Source organism: uncultured Roseibium sp. (assembly GCF_947496995.1).
In the GTDB taxonomy this organism is placed as follows: domain Bacteria; phylum Pseudomonadota; class Alphaproteobacteria; order Rhizobiales; family Stappiaceae; genus Roseibium.
Genome location: NZ_CANMFD010000001.1, coordinates 391,526 through 410,498, shown reverse-complemented (window position 1 = coordinate 410,498; position 18,973 = coordinate 391,526). Strand labels below are relative to the sequence as shown.

Genomic DNA, 18,973 nt, shown 5'->3' with positions numbered 1-18,973 from the left:
ATACTGCCCGCCTCACAAGAAGCTCTTGCGCGGATCGAAGGCGTCGCGCACAGCCTCGCCGATGAAGATCAGAAGGCTCAGCATCAGCGAGATGACGATGAAGCCGGTGATGCCCAGCCAGGGCGCCTGGATGTTGTTCTTGCCCTGCGCCAGCAACTCCCCAAGCGAGGCGGAGCCGGGCGGCATGCCGAAGCCGAGAAAATCCAGGGCGGTCAGCGTCGAGATGGACCCGTTCAGAATGAACGGCATGAAGGTAAGCGTCGCGACCATGGCATTGGGCAGCAGGTGCCGCCACATGATGACCGGATTGGAGACACCGAGCGCACGGGCCGCCGAAATATACTCGAAATTCCGGCCGCGCAGGAATTCCGCCCGCACCACGCCCACCAGCGCCACCCATGAAAAGGCGAGCAGGATCGTGAACAGGGTCCAGAAACCCGGCACCAGAAACGAGGAAACGATCAAGATCAGATACAGGGTCGGGATCGCGGTCCAGACCTCGATGAACCGCTGGAACAGAAGATCCACCCAGCCGCCGTAGTAGCCCTGCACGGCGCCGGCGGCGATGCCGATGACGGAGGAAGCCAGCGTCAGCGCCAGGCCGAACAGCACCGAGATCCGGAAGCCGTAGACAAGGCGGGCCAGGACGTCCCGGCCCTGGTCATCGGTGCCGAGCCAGTTCCAGTTGCCCATGTTGCAATTGGGGTCCTCCGCGCCGAGCGGATAGCGCGAGCAGCGTTTTTCCTTGTCCATCGTCCATGACGGCGGCGCCGGAGCCGGGATCGGAATGTCGTGGTTCACGGAGCGGTAGGAATAGCGCACCGGCGGCCACAGCATCCAGCCGTTGGCGGCGATCTCTTCCTGGATGAAAGGATCGCGATAGTCGGTCACCGCCAGGAAGCCGCCGAATTTTTCTTCCGGGTAGTCGACGAAGACCGGCGCCAGCAATTCGCCGTTGTAAACCGCGATGATCGGCCGGTCGTTGGTGACGAACTCGGCAAGCATTGCCAGGATGAACAGTACCAGAAAGACCCAGAGCGCCCAGAAGCCACGCCTGTTGGCCTTGAAATTCATCAGCCTGCGCTGATTGATCGGCGAGAGGCGCATTTTCCGCGGCGGCGGCGCTGTCTCTTCGGCCAGCGGATTGAGCACGTCGTAGCCTGCGTTTTCCATATCCTTGGTGAGCCGTGAATCCATCGCTCAGACCTCCCTGCTCTCGAAATCGATGCGCGGATCGATCCAGGTGTAGGTCAGGTCGGAAATCAGGTTCACCAGAAGCCCCATCAGCGAGAAGATGTAGAGTGTTGCAAAGACCACGGCGTAGTCGCGGTTGATGACGGATTCAAAGCTGAGCAGGCCCAGCCCGTCGAGATTGAAGATCGTTTCGATCAGGAGAGATCCCGCGAAGAAGGACGAGATGAAGGCCCCCGGAAATCCGGCGACGACAATCAGCATGGCATTGCGGAAAACATGTCCGTAAAGCACCTGGCGTTCGGTCAGGCCCTTGGCCCGCGCCGTGGTCACATATTGTTTGCGGATTTCGTCGAGGAAGGAGTTCTTCGTCAACAGGGTTGTGGTGGCGAAGGCGGACAGCACCATCGCGGTCAGCGGCAGGGCAAGGTGCCAGAAATAGTCGGCAATACGTTCAGGCCAGGAGAGCTGCTCCCAGTTTTCCGACACGAGGCCGACCAGCGGGAAGAAGTCCCAGAAGGACCCACCGGCAAACAGCACGATCAGCAACACCGCGAACAGGAAGCCCGGAATGGCGTATGCCACAACGATCACGCCGGAGGTCCACACGTCGAAGCGGGAGCCGTCCGTCACTGCCTTGCGGATGCCGAGCGGGATGGAGACCAGATAGGAGATCAGGGTCATCCAGAGCCCCAGAGAGATCGAGACGGGCAGCTTCTCGGCGATCAGATCCAGAATGCGAATGTCGCGGAAGTAGCTTTCGCCGAAATCGAACCTTGCATAGTTCCAGAGCATGTTCAGGAAGCGTTCAAACGGCGGTTTGTCGAAGCCGAACTGGACTTCGAGTTCCTTGATGAACTCCGGATCGAGCCCCCGCGCACCGCGGTACTTGGAGGTGACGCTGTCCGCTCCACCGCCACTGCCGCCCGAGGCGTCGTTGCCGGTGCCCATCATGTCGCTGCTGCCGCCGCTTATGCGCGCCGTTGCCGAGACATCGGTGCCGGAAAGCTGGGCGATGACCCGCTCGACCGGCCCACCGGGTGCGAACTGAATGATGAAGAAGTTGATGGCCATGATCCCGACCAGCGTCGGTATCATCAGCAGCAAACGGCGAAGGATATAAGCGCCCATGGAAACTGTGCAGTCCCTTTTTCAACCGGCCTTCTGACGCGGGCCCGAGGTGTCACTTTTCAAGCTTAACCGGCTTTGCCGAGTTTTGCGGCCTTTTCCTTGTCTATCCACCAGAGTTCCTCGATGGGGAAAAGATATCGCGGTGTCTTTTCCGGATAGCCGTAGACATCCCACATGGCGACAGTGTGGATGTTCTTGTACCACTGCGGGATCCAGTAATATCCGGAGCGTAAAACCCGGTCCAGGGCCCGCGCGGCGGTGTCCATCTCCTCGCGGCTCCGCGACGCGATGACCTTGTCCATCATGGCGTCGACCACGGGGTCGGCAACGCCGGCAATGTTGTGAGAGCCCGGTATTTCTGCCGCCCGCGACCCCCAAAGTTCGCGCACATCATCGGAAAGCGTCGCCGAGGACGAGACCCTTTGACTGGCGACGTCGAAATCGAAGTCGTTGAGGCGTGACTGGTACTGAGCCGGATCGACGACGCGCAGGCTGGCCTTGATGCCCAGCCTTTGCATGTTCTTGATCATCGGGTTGGTGATCCGCTCGAAGGCGGTGGTGTTGTTCAGGAACTCGATTTCCAGCGGTTTTCCGTCCGGACCGACAAGTTCCGTGCCATCGCGCTGGTAGCCAGCCTCGCTCAGCAGATCGCTCGCCCTGCGCAACAGGGACCGGTCGTTCCCGGAACCGTCGCTCACCGGCGGGACGACCGCTTCGCCGAATACCGCTTCAGGGAGCTGATCGCGGAAAGGTTCGAGAAGGGCGAGTTCTTCGGCTGACGGTAGCCCCTCGGCCTTCATGTCGGAATTCTCGAAATACGACACGGTCCGGTCGTAAAGTCCGTAAAAGAGGTTCTTGTTGGACCATTCGAAATCGAAGGCGTAGCCAAGCGCCTGGCGAACCCTCGGGTCCCTGAATTTTTCGCGGCGCGTGTTGAAGTACCAGCCCTGCGCTCCCGAGGGCCGTCCGTCGGGAAATTCTCTCCGGACGACCTCGCCGTTTTCAATCGCCGGGAAATTATACTCCGTCGCCCAGTTCTTGGAGGTGAACTCTTCGCGATAGAGGAGATTACCCTTCTTGAAGGCCTCGAATGCGACCTGCCGTTCGCGAAAGAACTCAAGCCGGATGGCCGCGAAATTACACTGGCCCGCCATCACCGGCAGGTCCCGGCCCCAGTAGTTTTCAACCCGGTGATACTCGACATATCGGCCGACCGCATGCTTGCCGACCTTGTAGGGGCCCGAGGACAGCGGCGGTGTCAGGGTGGACTGCTTAAAGTCGTAAGCGGTGTAATAGCGCTTGGAAAAGATCGGATAGTCGGTGGCGATGACCAGCGCCAGCTGCAGCGCCTGGGTGCCGTCGAAATGCAGGGCGACCCGGTTCTCGCTCAGGACCTCGGCATCCTTCAGGGCTGCCAGAGGCTGGCTCAGAAGCGGATGCCCGTCCGCCTTCAGCAACAGGATGGAGAAGGCGACATCTTCCGCCGTCAGCTTTGAACCGTCATGGAACTTCGCCTCCGGACGCAGATTGAAGAAATAGCGATTTCCGTCTTCCGAGACCTCGACCGTTTCCGCCACCAGACCGTAGACCGCATCCGGTTCGTCCTGGGCGCGGACCATGAGCGTGTCGAAACACAGTTCCATGCGCGGCGGCGCATCTCCCTTCAGGATGAAGGAATTGAAGGTGTTGTAGGTCTGCGGGTTCTGGTTGAAGTACCAGTAGGGGGCGGTAAAGGAGAATGTTCCCCCCTTCGGGGCATTCGGATTGACGTAGTCGAAATGGGTGAAACCGGGCCCGTATTTGAGATCCCCGAAAACGGACAGGCCATGCTGGGGTCCTTTCCCGGCCGCACTCGGCGCGGCAGCACCGGGGCCCGCTGACCACGGCCCCAGCCCTGCCACCGCGACAGCGCCGGTCAGTTGCAGCAGCCGCCGGCGCGACGGGGAGGAGAACCCGATCATCTTTCCGCTCCCGTCTTTTCCGCCAGCTCCGCGTCGTACCACCAGATGGCCGGGAAGCCGGTGCTGTATTCGGGCATCCGGTCGGGATGGCCGAAGCGGTTCCAGCGGGCTGTCCTGGTTTCGTCGGAATAGAATTGCGGCACCACGTAGTGGTTCCACAGAAGCACCCGGTCGAGCGCATGGGTCGCGGCCACAAGCGTTTCGCGGTCCTGCGCGAAGATCACCTTGTCGATCAGGTGGTCAATCGCCGGGTTCTTGATGCCGCTGTAGTTTGCCGAACTCGGATTGTCCGCCGATTCAGAACCCCAGTATTCGCGCTGCTCGTTGCCCGGAGACAGGGACTGACCGATTGCCAGCACGACGGTGTCGAAGTCCCTGCTGCGCACCCGGTTGACGAACTGGGAGACATCCACCAGACGCAGGACAGGGTTGATGCCGATACTTTCCAGGTTCTTTGCATAGGGGAGCAACGTCCGTTCGCTGGCCTTGTCCCGGTAAAGGAACTCCACGCTCAACTGCTCGCCGGTCGCCGGATCGATCATCTTCCTGTCCTTGAGCTCGAACCCGGCTCCGCGGAGCAGATTCACGGCTTCGCGAAGATTGGCGCGCACATTCTGCGGGTTTCCGCCGACAGGATTGGTGTATTCCTCGGTGAACACCTCGGGCGGTACCTGATCGCGGACTTCCTCGAGTATTTCCAGTTCCTTGCCTTGCGGCAGACCGGAGGAGGCAAGCTCGGTTCCCGCAAAATAGGAATTGACCCGCTTCAGCAGGTTTGCCGAGACGATCTCGTTGGTCGTTTCGAAATCATAGGCGTAGTTGAGCGCCCTGCGGACATCCGGATTCTGGAATTTTTCCCGGCGCAGGTTCAAGAAGAAGCCCTGCATGACGCCGGTGGACTTGTCCTGAAAAATCTCCTTCACGACCCGACCGTCCCTGACAGCCGGAAAATCATATCGTTTGGCCCATTGGCTGGAACTGCGCTCGACGTGAAAGTCGTATTGGTCACCCTTGAACGCCTCGAACTGGACGGAATCGTCAAGGAAGGCGATGTAGCGGATCTCGTCGAAATTGTTGGTACCAACCCGGAACGGCAGATCCTTGCCCCAATAGTCCTCAACACGTTCGTAGATCACCTGACGGCTGGGCGAGAAGTCCTTGATCCGGTAAGGGCCCGACCCGAGCGGCGGCTCCAGGGTTGCGCGGGAAATGTCACGCGGCTCACCCTCGGCGTTTTTGCCTTCCCACCAGTGCTTCGGCAAAATGGTAAGCTGGCCCATGATTTTCGGCAGCTCGCGGTTGCCCACGGAATCGAAGGTAAACCGGACGACGTTGTCCGCGACGATCTCGGTCGATGTGACGTTCTGATAGTAGAATTTCCGGCGGGGATCGAGTTCGATCGCCTTTTCGAACGACCAGACGACGTCTTCGGCGGTTACCGGCTCGCCGTCGTGCCATCTTGCGTTCGGGTCGATCCTGTATTCGACCCAGGAATAGTCGTCGGGAAACCGGACGGCGTTCGCAAGGACGGCATATTGCGCGCTGATGTCGTCTTCATCCAGCGACGGTTCCATGAGGCTTTCATACACCTCCAGAATACCGGGCGCGATATTGCCCTTCTGGGCAAGGATATTGAACGTATCGAAGCTGCTGCTGCTCGCCAGCCTGACGACACCGCCTTTCGGCGCGTCCGGATTGACGTAATCAAAATGGGGAACATCCGGACCGTATTTGGGTGTTCCGTTGAGCGCGGATGCATGGTGCCACTCGGGCTCATCGGCAAATGCCGTCCCGCTTGCAAGGCTCCCGATCGTCACGCCGGCCAATGCGAGGCCTGTGACGGACATCGCCCCTGCAAGCGCGATCCGCGCCGCAGCCATCTTCAAAACGCGCCATGTGACCATCATCAGCTTCTGTATCCCTCTCCGTTCCTCAGCCCGGATGAATTGGGCTGTCACGGACCAGTTTAGGGACCAGCCGGCCAAACGTCACCTGCCGGATGGCTAAATGACAGAAATTTAACCTGTCTGGGGCACGCCCTTTTCGGACGGGGCTTCCTTGTTCTGCTTGGATTTCGCCTTTTGGGCATACATGCGACCGTCGGCCACCTTGAGCAGATCATCGACCGAAGCAGCATCCCCTGGGTAGCTCGCACTGCCGATACTGGCTTTGACGTCGATCTTGATGCTTGCGAAGGTGAAGGCCTGTTCGACACGTTCCGACAGACGGTTCAGGAAGGCATCCTTTTCCTGGAAACGCATATTGCCGGGCGTCAGGACAATGAACTCGTCGCCGCCGACGCGGGCGACCGTGTCGCTCTGGCGTGTCTGATGCTGCAGCCGCTGGCCGATTTCGATCAGCAACTGGTCTCCGACCGAATGGCCGTAATTGTCATTGACCGGTTTGAAGGCATCCAGATCCACGTAAAAGATCTCAAATCCGGATCCCGAGCGCTCGCACATGGTGGCAAGCTGGTACATGCGCTCTTCCAGGAGGCGCCGGTTCGCCAGCCCTGTCAGGGGATCGTGCAGCGCCATCGAGCGCACCTTGTAGACCTCGTTGATCAGAAGAAAGGCCATGGTGCCGAAAACAAGGGAGATAAGGCTGCCGATCAGCTGGGTCATCCAGACTTCGTCGCCGTAACTCAACCAGCCACCCTGCGGGTAGCCCAGCAATTGCCAGTTCAAGCCACCGGGAAGGTGAAGAGGAAGCGAGACGAAGTCGGCTTCCAGAACGGAGGGGCTGCCGAATATGACGCTGTTTGCGGTGCTGGCCGCATTCTTGTTGACCACGGCGGTGTTGATACCGTTCAGGACATCCTTCATGCCTGCGGCCGCCATCATGCCCGCTTCGTCGAGAATCAGCGTCGCAACGCCCCAGTAGGAGCGGTCGCTCACGGGCTGGCCGGGGAAAGCGGGCGGGAACACCGGGATCCTTATTACCAGGGCACGCCCTCCCTGAACGAGTTCAAGCGGACCGGCGATCACCACTTCACGGCTAATCATCGCATCGCGTATCGCCGGCCACTGCGCGCTGTTCATCCGGTAGTTCAGGCCGATAGCCGACTGGTTGGGCCCGAGGGGGAAGACGGCCCGCAGGACATTGTTGGGAGCAAGCCCGATGGACCGTATGGAGGAATTTTCCTCGATCAGATCGCTGGCGATCTCCCGATAGTGTTCCATCTCGAACGGCTGATCGGCGAATTGGGTCACATAGGCCCGGATGCCGAAACCATGGGCCACGGTCCGACTGATCTCACCCTCAAGGCGCGCGCGCGCTTCGGACAGGTCGGCGACCGCATCTTTCTTGTGCTGAGCGACAAGTTCGCTTCGCACGAGTTGTCCGACATGCGCGGTGACCGCGATTCCAGCGAGGAAACACACAATCGCGACGATGAACGCGGTAAATGCCCCACTCGAACTGAAAAATATATTTCGTGCCAGATTAAAATCCATACGGCTCTTGCCTAATCCCAACCCGCCCTGACAATACACTACGTAACGGAAGATGTGTTAATTTTTCCTACAATTTAAATAAAAAAGCCGGATGACTAATCCGGCTTTTCCGATATTCATTGAAACTACGTGTTCGTTGCTGAGAACTACTCGGATGGCACCGGCACGGGTGAGTCTGACTGCTCATTGAGATAGGCGATCATATCCGCGCGATCTTCAGGTTTACGCAGACCCGCAAATCCCATCGACGTTCCGGGGACATGCTTTTTCGGGGCGAGCAGGAAATGATCGAGTTCTTCGAAAGACCATTCCGGATGCTCTTCAGCGTAGGCGACCATCGCGGACGAATAGCTGAAGCCTTCGTGGCTGGCAGGCTTGCGGCCGACAACCGCCCACAGAGCCGGACCGACCTTGTTGGCGCCGCCTTGCGTGAAGTCGTGGCAGGCCGCGCATTTCTTTGCGACTTTCGCACCGTCTTCAGCCGAAGCTTCCACAAGGCGTTCGGAAATCGGCACGACTTCCGGAACCGCTTCCACTTCCGAGGTCGCATCTTCCGCAGAGGCAACGACGATCTCATAGCCGGGTTTCCCCGGAATCGTCGGATGGAAAATGATGTCGGAGACAATGCCGACGCCCATAGTCAGGATAAGAACCATCAGAACCGCACCTGCGGCCTTGTTCAGCGTGAAGGAATCCATTCTCTCCGGCTCCAAGCTCATACGCGTCCGAGCCCGCAGCATGAGGCTGCGGACCCTATCAGCTTTTTAAAATTTGCCGGAACCTACAAATTTTTTGACCTTGCTGTCCATAGCTTTAAAAGGACATCTGATATGACAAACGGACGCGGCAGGCATTTTTAACAATCCCGCCGAAGCGTCCGGCCCCATGGAGACTGTTTTGAGCGCTGCACTCGTCATCATTCCGGCCCGCCTCGCGGCAACCCGTCTTCCACGCAAGCCACTCGCCGATATTTGCGGAAAACCCATGATCGTCAGGGTACTTGAGCAGGCGCAGAACGCGGATATCGGCCCGGTTGCCGTTGCTTGCGACGACAAGGATATCGCCGAGGCCGTTCACGATCACGGCGGCAAAGCCATCATGACCAGGGCCGACCATCCCTCCGGCTCGGACCGCATCCAGGAGGCGGTCAACCTTGTGGATCCGGACGGCCGGCATGATGTCATCCTGAATGTGCAGGGCGACGTGCCGCTGATTGCGCCGGAGGCGATTCGCGCGGCTTTCGCTCCCCTGAGCATCCCTGACGTGGCAATCGGCACGATCATGACGGAAATTACGGAGCCGCGATTCCGGGACGATCCGAGTTTCGTCAAGGCCGTCACGACGCCGAATGGCCACGGTCATCACCGTGCGCTCTATTTTACCCGCGCGACCGCGCCAAGCGGAGACGGTCCTCTCTATCAGCATGTCGGCATCTACGCATACCGCCGCGCCGCGCTGGCCGATTTCGTCAAGCTGCCTCCCTCTCCGCTGGAGAAGCGCGAGAAGCTGGAGCAGCTGCGCGCGCTGGAGGCAGGCATGCGGATCGACGTATCGATCATCGACAGCGCGCCCATGGATGTGAACACCCCGGAGGATCTGGAGCGCGCCCGAGAGGTGTATCAGGCCTCCTAGAAAGCCCGCTTTCGCAGACATCGTGCGGCGGAAACGCAGAAGAACTTCAAAGTGTCAGGGCATCCTGCCCAGAGGCGGAAAGAACCATGAACGACAGAAAAAAAATAGTTTTCCAGGGAGAAACCGGTGCCAATTCGCATATGGCATGCCGGAGTGTCTATCCCGACTATGAAGCCATTCCGTGTCCGACATTCGAGGATTGCTTTTCGGCCATGGCGGACGGCACGGCCGACCTTGCCATGATCCCGATCGAAAACTCGGTGGCCGGGCGCGTCGCCGACATCCACCATCTGCTGCCAAAATCCGACCTGCATATCATCGGCGAATATTTCATGCCGATCCGCTTCCAGCTCATGGCGCCCAGAGGCGCGAAGCTGGAAGGTCTCAAGAAGGTGCAAAGCCACATTCACGCGCTCGGCCAGTGCCGCAATGTCATTCGGGAGTTCGGCCTCACTGCCGTTGTCGGCGGCGACACGGCAGGGTCCGCCCGCCAGATCGCGGAACTCGACGATCCGAGCGTCGGCGCCCTCGCGCCTGAAATGGCAGCCGAGATCTACGGGCTCGATATTCTGCGCCGCGATGTCGAGGACGCCGCCCACAACACGACGCGCTTCGTCATCCTTTCGCGTGACAAGATGGAAGCGGCGTATAACGGCCAACCGGTCATCACGACGTTCATCTTCCGGGTCCGCAACGTACCGGCCGCTCTCTACAAGGCGCTCGGCGGCTTTGCCACCAACGGTGTCAACATGACGAAGCTGGAATCCTATCAGCTCGAGGGCCAGTTCTTCGCCTCCATGTTCTACGCGGATGTGGAAGGCCACCCCGAGGACCCTTCAGTCGCGTTGGCGCTTGAGGAACTCGCCTTTTTCTGCGCGGAGCTGAACATGCTCGGCGTCTACCGTGCCAGCCCCTTCCGGGACAAGATCAAGGAACCGGAAGCCAACCGCGCCCTGAGGCCCAACCCCCATTCCTGAAGCCGCACATGACGGCACCACCAGAGGACCTTATGACCGAAACCAGATTTGACGCCTTGTGTATCGGCAATGCCATTTGCGACGTCTTTGCGCATGTCGAGGAAGACTTCCTGCTTCAGGAGAGCCTCATCAAGGGTTCCATGCGGCTGATCGATACGGAAGAAGCCGTACGTCTGTTCGACAAGATGGGCCAGACAGTCCGCGTGTCGGGCGGCAGCGCCGGCAATACGGCAGCCGGAATCGCGTCGCTCGGCGGCAGACCCGCCTATTTCGGCAAGGTCGCCGAAGACGAACTGGGTGACAGCTACTCGCACGACATGAACGGCACCGGCGTCTACTTCAACACGCCGCGCCTGCGCGACAGCAAGCCGACCGCACGGTCGATGATCCTGATCACGCCGGATGGCGAGCGGACGATGAACACCTATCTCGGCGCCTGCACCGAGTTCTCCCCGTCCGACGTCGACGAGACGGTGGTCGCGGCTTCCGCCGTCACCTATATGGAAGGCTATCTATGGGATCCTGAAGAGGCCAAGAAAGCCTTCCTGAAGGCCGCCGAAGTCGCGCATGCGCATGGACGCAAGGTGGCTCTCACCCTGTCGGATTCCTTCTGTGTCGACCGGTACCGCAGCGAGTTCCAGTCACTGTTGTCCGACGGAGTGGTCGATCTTCTGTTTGCCAACGAGCACGAGCTGAAGGCGCTCTACGAAACGTCCGATCTCGGCTCGGCAATCTCCGGCGCCCAGGACACCGGCGCCCTGACCGCGCTCACGCTCGGCGCGGAAGGCGCAATGGTCATCACCAAAGACGAGACGCTGAAGGTCAGCGCCCAGTCGGTGGAAAATGTGGTGGATCTGACCGGTGCGGGCGATCTGTTTGCGGCCGGTTTCCTGTTTGGTCTTGCCCGCGAATACAAGCTCTCAGACGCCGCAGAACTGGGCTGCATATGCGCCGCAAGCGTGATCAGTCACGTTGGTGCCCGCCCGGAATGGCCGCTGAAAACGACCGCCGCGCAGAGCGGTTTCGAGGTCTGACGACACCAGGAAAGGGGCGTAACCGCCCCTTTCAGACTGCTGACAAACTCTCAGCGCCTCATCCCGGACGGTCTGCAGCGATAGCTGCATGGCCAGATCCGGGATCCAGACATATTTCGCGCCACAGGCGCGTCTTGCTTCATGATTTCAAAGGCTTGACAGGTTGAGTGCTCGCTTGCGCTCGCGCTGACATGCTGGTTTCCGGATCAGCGTGCAGCGACGCTGCACTTGTCCGGAAAGACGTCATGAAGGTTTGTCATCGGTCTCAAAGGGGCGAAACCGCCCCTTTTTCTTTTCGCTGACAGCATGTCTTTTCAGGTAGCTCAGTCCGCCAGGTCCTGAACACTCAGGACTTTGCCGCTCTCGTCGAGCCGGTAGATGATCGGCGTTCCGGTGCCGAGTTCCCGCTTCAGGATTTCTTCCGGGCTGAGATCTTCCAGTTCCATGATGAGTGCGCGCAGGGAATTGCCGTGCGCGGCCACGATCGTGCGCTTTCCGGAAAGTACCTTCGGCAGGATTTCCGACTTGTAATACGGCAGAACGCGTTCGGCGGTCATCTTCAGGCTTTCTCCGCCGGGGGGCGGGACGTCAAAAGAGCGGCGCCAGATGTGAACCTGTTCCTCACCGAACTGCTCGCGGGCCTCGTCCTTGTTCATGCCAGTCAGGTCACCGTAGTCGCGCTCGTTGAGGGCCTGATCCTTGAGGGTTTCAAGACCGGTCTGGCCAAGTTCCTCAAGGATGATATCCAGGGTTTTCTGCGCGCGGGACAGAACGGAGGTGAATGCCAGATCAAATGTCAGCTTCAGATCCCGAAGCTCCTGACCTGCCTTGTGGGCTTCCGCGATACCTTGTTCCGTCAGGCCGGGATCCTTCCAGCCGGTGAACAGGTTCTTCAAATTCCATTCGCTTTGTCCGTGACGGACGAGCACAAGAAGGCGATCCATGCCAATCTCCCTAAACCAGATCTGCCTGCCTTCATATTTCCGGATGAAAGCAGAAAGGTAATTGTCCTAATGTGTTGGCGCATTCCTGCCGCGTTGGTCTCGACGCAGAATGCTGCAACAGTTCTTCAAGTTCAATTCTCAAGACCGAGTACATCGGCCATCGAATAAAATCCCGGCTTCTGGTCAAATCCCCAGAGGGCCGCCTTGACGGCGCCGCGCGCGAAGAGTTGCCGGTCTTCCGCGCGGTGGGTCAGTTCGATACGTTCGCCTTCACCGGCAAATATCACCGAATGCTCGCCGATCACGGATCCACCGCGCAGGGTGGCAAAACCGATGTCGCCGGTTTTGCGCGGGTCCATGATGCCATCGCGTGAGCGCACGGAATGCGTCTGCATGTCGATGCCTCTTCCGTCCGCAGCGGACTGACCGAGCAGCAGCGCAGTTCCCGATGGCGCATCGACCTTGTGCTTGTGATGCATTTCAAGAACTTCGATGTCGAAATCGGCATCGAGAGCGGCGGCAGCCTTGCGGACGAGATTTGCAAGTAGATTGACCCCGAGGCTCATGTTGCCGGACTTGATGATCCTGGCATGACGCGCCGCCGCATGCAGCGGCTCGTCCTCGCCCTCGGCCCAGCCGGTGGTGCCGATCACATGGACGATACGCGCCTGGGCCGCCAGCTCGGCAAACCACAGGCTTGCCGCAGGAGCCGTGAAATCCAGAACACCGTCAGCCTTTGCAAAGGCGGTCAGGGGATCGTCGGTCACAGGAACCCCCAGCGCGCCGACGCCGGCCAGGTCTCCGACATCCTGACCAAGGACCTCGGCACCTTCCCTTTCGACAGCCGCGACGATTTCAGTGCCCGTGTTTTCAGTTGCAGCGCGCGTCAAGGCGCGGCCCATCCTGCCCCCAGCTCCAACGACGACCAAGCGAATCTGCCGCATCCCGTTCCTCTCATTCAGTTATCGAAGGGGGTATATCAGGTTCACGAAGAGAGGAAAACGCCTGATCGCAAGCCCACAGCAACACTTGTCAGGTGCGTTTATTGTAAAATATATCGATAGAATCATGAATTTTTCTAATGTATAATATCAGTTGAATTACCAATATCACTCAGCTGATTTCTATTTATCCTACACTGCACATAAACTATACAATCATATGCTGAAAAATCAGACGGCCAATTCATATATTTGGAATTCTCAATCAAAATTTCATGTTACTCTCTTTAAAATGCACGCAATGCATACAAAAAAACCTTTTTTGAGAAATCTCTGGCTCAACCAACTCTCGGCCTCAACGGGAGAAGCGTGTTCTCGAAAGGCTGCGGCACCGCACGTGTCACTCGCTGTTTCTTCAGGGACGGGTCCCACTGAAACGCATGGAGCGCCGCGTTGAAAGAAGGCTTTTCCATTCCCTTCAACCGGCTTGTCATGGCTCTGTTCACCTTCGGGTTGATCGGAACGGCGATTGCCCTGTTCTGGATCACCTATCTGGGCAGCCTTTCGATCGCCGAACATGAAATCGCCCGCAGCGCCAGATCCACGGCCACGCTCTCCGGGCTGGTTTTTACGCAGCATCTGGAAAAGCTGGAAGGTCATATCCGCGCGGTCGCCGCCAGTCCCGAAATACGTGATGCGCTTGAAGCGGATGACAGGGCCACCGCCAAGAAGGTCATCGAGCGGGAGACAGAGGGAATGACCAGCGCGGTTCTGGACATCCTGCTGATCGACCGTCCGGACGAGGAAAGCTGGATCAACGGCAGCCTTGGCCTCATCGACCTGAGCCACCAGTTACCGCCCGCCATCCGCTCCGCCATGCCTCCCGATATCTGGGTGACCTACACGGATCACGAGTCGGACCAGGAAATTGTAACCGCCGCCCTGTCGATCCTGGTTCTGGATCCGGAATCCGGCGAGGCGATTGCAAGGATCTTCGGTGGAACGACCGTCACCGATTCCTTCACCCTGCCGGGAGAACTGGCGAAAACGCTTCGTGCGCAGGATCTGGCCTTTTATTACAAGGACACCCTGATTGCAGGCATCGGCGACCTGACGACCGAGGTTCTGCCGGACGGTCTCATCACCGACAACGACGAGGTGGGTCACCATCTGCGCGACGACAATCTCTATGTCTATACCCCGCTCATGAGAAGCATGGACGGACATCAGCTCTCAACCGTGACCAAACAGCCGATCGACACGCTGCAGAAGGTCAAGGAAACCTACACCCGGATGTTCATGCCGTTCCTGATCTATACGGCAGTCCTTGCGATCGGAGCCGCCCTGCTCGTGAACCGGATCACCAGTGCGGGGCTCGGGCGTCTTGTCAGCTACGCGATGAGCCTGCGGCAGTCGCAACAGGTCACGCCGCCAAAGCCCGGGCTTATTTCCGAGTTCAACAAGCTGGCCCGGATGTTCCAGGCAGCCTTTGAATCCATGCGCGTCCGCGATGCCCAGTTCAAGGACATGATCGACGGGTCATTGCACGGGGTTCTGGTGCATGCCGACAACCGCATTCTTTATGTGAACGACGCCCTGCTGAAGATGCTCGGCTACGACCCTGGCTCTCCCGAGCAGCTCGTCGGCGCACCATCGCCGGCGATCTACGCGCCGGAGGAACACGGCCGCCTGAGCAGCTATTACACTGCGAATGAAAACAACGACACGCCCAGAGCGCATGAGATCAAGGGTATACGCAAGGACCGGCAGACTGTCTGGCTGGAGCAGCATGTCCGCATCACCGACTGGAACGGGGCACCCGCCTATTACGCCACGATCACCGATATCAGCGAACGCAAACGCCAGGAGCAACTCGCAACCAGGAATGCCAATTTCGATATCCTGACCGGTCTCCCGAACCGCCGTCTGCTGATAGACCGCCTGCGACAGACCCTGCAGCGCAACAAGCAGCTCGGTGAGCTGACGGCGCTGATGATCCTCGATCTCGACCGGTTCAAGACCGTCAACGAGACCTACGGAGCGAACGCCGGAGACCACGTGATCAGGACCGTGGCAACGCGTTTGACCGAAGTTCTCGGCCCGGATCAAACCGTTGCCCGCATGGGCGGCGACGAGTTCGCGATCCTTTTGACCGACCCGGAAGACCGCTGGCAGATCGAGCAGACCGTTCGCGATATCCTGAGCGAGGTCGAAAAGCCGATCGTGCTGGAAAATGACACCCGCGTCGTCCTGTCCGGCAGCCTGGGGATCACGCTGTCGCCCAACGACGGCCTGGAGGACGAAGCCCTGCTCCAGCAGGCGGACACCAGCATGTACCAGGCGAAATCGGAGAGCGGGGCCAGCTACAGGTTCTACGCCAGCCGTATGAACGAGCAGACCGCGCGCACCGGCCAGATCGAGATCTCCTTGCGGGCGGCCATCGAAGAGGGAAACCTGCATCTGAATTTCCAGCCCATCATGGATTTCCCTAAGGGCAGGATCGTCTCCTGCGAGGTACTGGCCAGATGGTCGGACCCGGAACTGGGGGACGTTCATCCTGTCGAGTTCATCAAGATCGCGGAGGAAAGCGGGCTGATCGTTCCGCTGGGCGAATGGGTGTTGCGCGAAACCTGCGCCTTCTTCCAGTCCTGCAACCGGAACGGACTGCAGCTCGACAGCATCAGCGCCAATATTTCGCCGCGGCAATGCCGCGAAACAGGGTTCGTCAGCCAGCTTCAGACCATCCTCACCGAAACCGGAACGGAGCCGTCACGCCTTCAGCTCGAAATCACAGAAAGCATCAAGTTCGAGGACCAGCGCGTCAATCCCGTCGACATCCTGGAGGCGATCAGCTCACTGGGCGTCAGAATCTCCCTCGACGATTTCGGTACAGGCTATTCCTCGCTCAGCTACCTGAAACGCCTGCCGGTCGACACACTCAAGATCGACCGGACCTTCATCAAGGACATTGAACGGGACAAGGATGGACAGGCACTCGTCGAGGCGATGGTCGCAATGGCGCGGTCGCTCGGCATTTCGGTCATCTGCGAAGGGGCTGAAACACAAGAGCAGTGCAGCCTGGTTTCATCCTTCGGCTGCACCCTCATTCAAGGCTTCGGCATTGCCAGGCCGATGTCGGCGGAGGACTTCCGCGACTATCTCGGCCGCATAAACGGTCGGAACGAGGCCGCGGTGAAAACCGGTTGAACACGACCACCTGCAAGTGATGGAAAGCTGTTCGACCTGAGCGTGTTTTCAAAAGCGTCAAAACAAAAAAAACGGGGGCCATGAAGGCCCCCGTTTCGATTCCAGCTTCAGAATGAAGCGGCTTATTCGCCGTCGTCCTTCGGAATTTCCTTGCCGGTTTCCTGATCGACAACCTTCATGGACAGGCGGACCTTGCCGCGCTCGTCGAAGCCCATGAGCTTGACCCAGACCTTGTCGCCTTCCTTGATCACATCGGTGACCTTGGCGACCTTGTGGGGAGCAAGCTGGGAAATGTGGACCAGACCGTCCTTGGCACCGAAGAAGTTCACGAATGCGCCGAAATCAACGCATTTCACAACGGTGCCTTCGTAGATCACACCGACTTCCGGTTCAGCGGCAATGGAGTTGATCCAGTTGATCGCTGCCTTGATCGCCTTGCCGTCGGAGGACGCGATCTTGACGGTGCCATCGTCTTCGATGTTGACCTTGGCGCCGGTCTTCTCGACGATTTCCCGGATGACCTTGCCGCCGGAACCGATGACTTCACGGATCTTGTCGACCGGGATCTTCATCACTTCGATGCGCGGTGCATGCTCACCGAGCTCGGCACGGGCTTCGGTGATCTCGTTCGACATTTCTCTGAGAATGTGAACGCGGCCGTCTTTCGCCTGACCCAGAGCGACCTTCATGATCTCTTCGGTAATACCGTCGATCTTGATGTCCATCTGCAGGGAGGTGATGCCGTTTTCGGTTCCCGCTACCTTGAAGTCCATGTCACCAAGGTGATCCTCGTCGCCGAGAATGTCGGACAGAACGGCAAAGCGCTCGCCTTCCTTGATCAGACCCATGGCGATACCGGCTACCGGTGCCTTCAGCGGAACGCCCGCATCCATCAGTGCCAGAGAGGTTCCGCAAACAGTCGCCATGGAGGACGAGCCGTTGGATTCGGTAACTTCGGACACGACGCGGACGGTGTAGGGGAAGTCGTGGTGCGGCGGCATCATCGGGTTGATGGCGCGCCATGCCAGCTTGCCATGGCCGATCTCGCGGCGTCCCGGGGAACCCATGCGGCCGGTCTCGCCGACGGAATAGGGCGGGAAGTTGTAATGCAGCATGAAGTGCGCCTTGATGGTGCCTTCAAGAAGATCAACGAACTGCTCGTCTTCGCCGGTGCCGAGGGTGGCGACCGCCAGTGCCTGGGTTTCACCACGGGTAAACAGGGCGGAGCCGTGCGCACGGGGCAGAATGCCGACCTCGGAGGAAATCGCGCGGACGGTAGACAGATCGCGTCCGTCGATACGGGTGCCCGTGTCGAGGATGGCGCCACGGACGATTTCCGCTTCCAATTTCTTGAACTGATCGCCGAGCACGGTGGCTTCCACCGCTTCGCCTTCGGCAGCGTTGGTGATCAGTGCCTCGACAACCTTTGCCTTTGCGGCATCGACTGCGTTCTTGCGCTCGGTCTTGGAGGTGATCTTGTAGGCGGCGGTCAGATCGTCCGCTGCCATGGACTTGATCTTTTCAAACAGGTCCGAGTGATCCGGAAGAACCAGATCGCGCGGTTCCTTGGCAGCCGTTTCAGCGAGCTTGATGATCGCGTCGATAACCTGCTGGAAGCCCTTGTGACCGAACATGACGGCACCAAGCATGATGTCTTCGTCAAGTTCCTTGGCTTCGGATTCCACCATCAGAACCGCATCGCCGGTTCCGGCGACAATCAGGTCCAGAGCCGATTCCGGCATGTCGTCGACCAGCGGGTTCAGCACATATTCGCCGTCGATGTAGCCGACGCGCGCGCCGCCGATCGGTCCCATGAAAGGAACGCCGGAGAGCGTGAGAGCCGCGGAAGAAGCGACCAGCGCCAGCATGTCCGGTGCGTTCTCAAGGTCGTGGGAGAGCACGGTGATGACGATCTGGGTGTCGTTCTTGTAGCCCTTGGCGAACAGCGGGCGGATCGGACGGTCGATCAGGCGCGATGTCAGGGTTTCATGTTCGGACGGGCGGCCTTCACGCTTGAAGAAGCCACCCGGGATCTTACCGGCGGCAAATGCCTTTTCCTGGTAGTTCACGGTGAGCGGAAAGAAATCCTGACCCGGCTTCGGCTGCTTGGCGGAAACGACTGTCGCCAGAACCTTGGTTTCGCCGTAGGTCGCCATTACGGCGCCATCGGCCTGGCGGGCAACCTTGCCCGTTTCGAGCACGAGCGGACGACCGCCCCACTCGACTTCTACACGATGAACATCAAACATAATCTGTCCTTACAGATTTGCCCGTTCCGTCGCTGTTCGGTACAGCACACATTCGGAACAAACACATTCCCGGTCGGCCCCGGATGGGCCGGTTACCGGCGGACATGCCACGGGCAAGACAACGGGCTGCTTTCTGACTTGAACCTGGAAAGAAGCCGGTAATCCTGCCCCATGACGTGTCACGAGGTTTCTATAGAGCGTTTGCCGGTAAATGGAAACGCTCAAGAGCAAAACCCGGTCGGTAGATCCGC

General features: G+C 59.2%; 13 protein-coding genes. 4 read left to right on the top strand and 9 right to left on the bottom strand.

What is annotated here, in order from left to right:
* Nucleotides 1-12: 12 nt before the first annotated feature.
* From Q1B40_RS01835 to Q1B40_RS01810, 6 genes are all read right to left on the bottom strand, one after another.
* On the bottom strand, nt 13-1,197 hold the full coding sequence (locus Q1B40_RS01835) for an ABC transporter permease (protein WP_299809145.1): 1,185 nt from the start codon (nt 1,195-1,197) through the stop codon (nt 13-15).
* 3 nt (nt 1,198-1,200) lie between these two features.
* On the bottom strand, nt 1,201-2,322 hold the full coding sequence (locus Q1B40_RS01830) for a microcin C ABC transporter permease YejB (RefSeq protein ID WP_299809142.1): 1,122 nt from the start codon (nt 2,320-2,322) through the stop codon (nt 1,201-1,203).
* Between the two features lie 65 nt (nt 2,323-2,387).
* Nucleotides 2,388-4,283 (bottom strand): extracellular solute-binding protein, encoded by a 1,896-nt coding sequence (locus Q1B40_RS01825; RefSeq protein ID WP_299809139.1) that lies wholly within the window; start codon nt 4,281-4,283, stop codon nt 2,388-2,390.
* A complete protein-coding gene (locus Q1B40_RS01820; RefSeq protein WP_299809136.1) occupies nt 4,280-6,190 on the bottom strand; it encodes an extracellular solute-binding protein in 1,911 nt (636 codons plus the stop codon). Before Q1B40_RS01820 ends, Q1B40_RS01825 begins: the two co-directional genes overlap by 4 nt.
* A gap of 111 nt (nt 6,191-6,301) precedes the next feature.
* Nucleotides 6,302-7,618: a diguanylate cyclase gene (locus Q1B40_RS01815; protein WP_299809133.1), complete on the bottom strand. Its 1,317-nt coding sequence runs from the start codon at nt 7,616-7,618 to the stop codon at nt 6,302-6,304.
* A gap of 266 nt (nt 7,619-7,884) precedes the next feature.
* A complete protein-coding gene (locus tag Q1B40_RS01810; protein ID WP_299809130.1) occupies nt 7,885-8,436 on the bottom strand; it encodes a cytochrome c family protein in 552 nt (183 codons plus the stop codon).
* 187 nt (nt 8,437-8,623) lie between these two features.
* On the opposite strand from Q1B40_RS01810, the gene Q1B40_RS01805 reads away from it, so the two are divergent.
* The 3 genes from Q1B40_RS01805 to Q1B40_RS01795 all read left to right on the top strand — a co-directional run bounded on the left by Q1B40_RS01805 (nt 8,624) and on the right by Q1B40_RS01795 (nt 11,381).
* A complete protein-coding gene (locus Q1B40_RS01805; protein WP_299809127.1) occupies nt 8,624-9,370 on the top strand; it encodes a 3-deoxy-manno-octulosonate cytidylyltransferase in 747 nt (248 codons plus the stop codon).
* An 86-nt stretch (nt 9,371-9,456) separates the two neighbouring features.
* Nucleotides 9,457-10,347 (top strand): prephenate dehydratase, encoded by an 891-nt coding sequence (locus tag Q1B40_RS01800; RefSeq protein ID WP_299809124.1) that lies wholly within the window; start codon nt 9,457-9,459, stop codon nt 10,345-10,347.
* A gap of 32 nt (nt 10,348-10,379) precedes the next feature.
* Nucleotides 10,380-11,381: an adenosine kinase gene (locus Q1B40_RS01795; protein ID WP_299812487.1), complete on the top strand. Its 1,002-nt coding sequence runs from the start codon at nt 10,380-10,382 to the stop codon at nt 11,379-11,381.
* Nucleotides 11,382-11,704: 323 nt separating this feature from the next.
* On the opposite strand, the gene Q1B40_RS01790 is transcribed toward Q1B40_RS01795, so the two are convergent.
* Both Q1B40_RS01790 and dapB read right to left on the bottom strand, forming a co-directional pair.
* Nucleotides 11,705-12,325, bottom strand: coding sequence for a 2,3-bisphosphoglycerate-dependent phosphoglycerate mutase (locus tag Q1B40_RS01790; protein ID WP_299809121.1), 621 nt, complete (start codon nt 12,323-12,325; stop codon nt 11,705-11,707).
* Nucleotides 12,326-12,456: 131 nt separating this feature from the next.
* Nucleotides 12,457-13,269 carry a 4-hydroxy-tetrahydrodipicolinate reductase gene (dapB, locus tag Q1B40_RS01785; RefSeq protein WP_299809118.1) on the bottom strand — a complete coding sequence of 271 codons (813 nt, stop codon included), beginning with the start codon at nt 13,267-13,269 and terminating at the stop codon, nt 12,457-12,459.
* A 450-nt stretch (nt 13,270-13,719) separates the two neighbouring features.
* On the opposite strand from dapB, the gene Q1B40_RS01780 reads away from it, so the two are divergent.
* A complete protein-coding gene (locus tag Q1B40_RS01780) occupies nt 13,720-16,473 on the top strand; it encodes an EAL domain-containing protein (protein ID WP_299809116.1) in 2,754 nt (917 codons plus the stop codon).
* 122 nt (nt 16,474-16,595) lie between these two features.
* Here Q1B40_RS01780 and pnp read toward each other — a convergent pair whose 3' ends face one another.
* Nucleotides 16,596-18,722 (bottom strand): polyribonucleotide nucleotidyltransferase, encoded by a 2,127-nt coding sequence (gene pnp, locus Q1B40_RS01775; RefSeq protein WP_299809114.1) that lies wholly within the window; start codon nt 18,720-18,722, stop codon nt 16,596-16,598.
* Between the last annotated feature and the right edge of the window lie 251 nt (nt 18,723-18,973).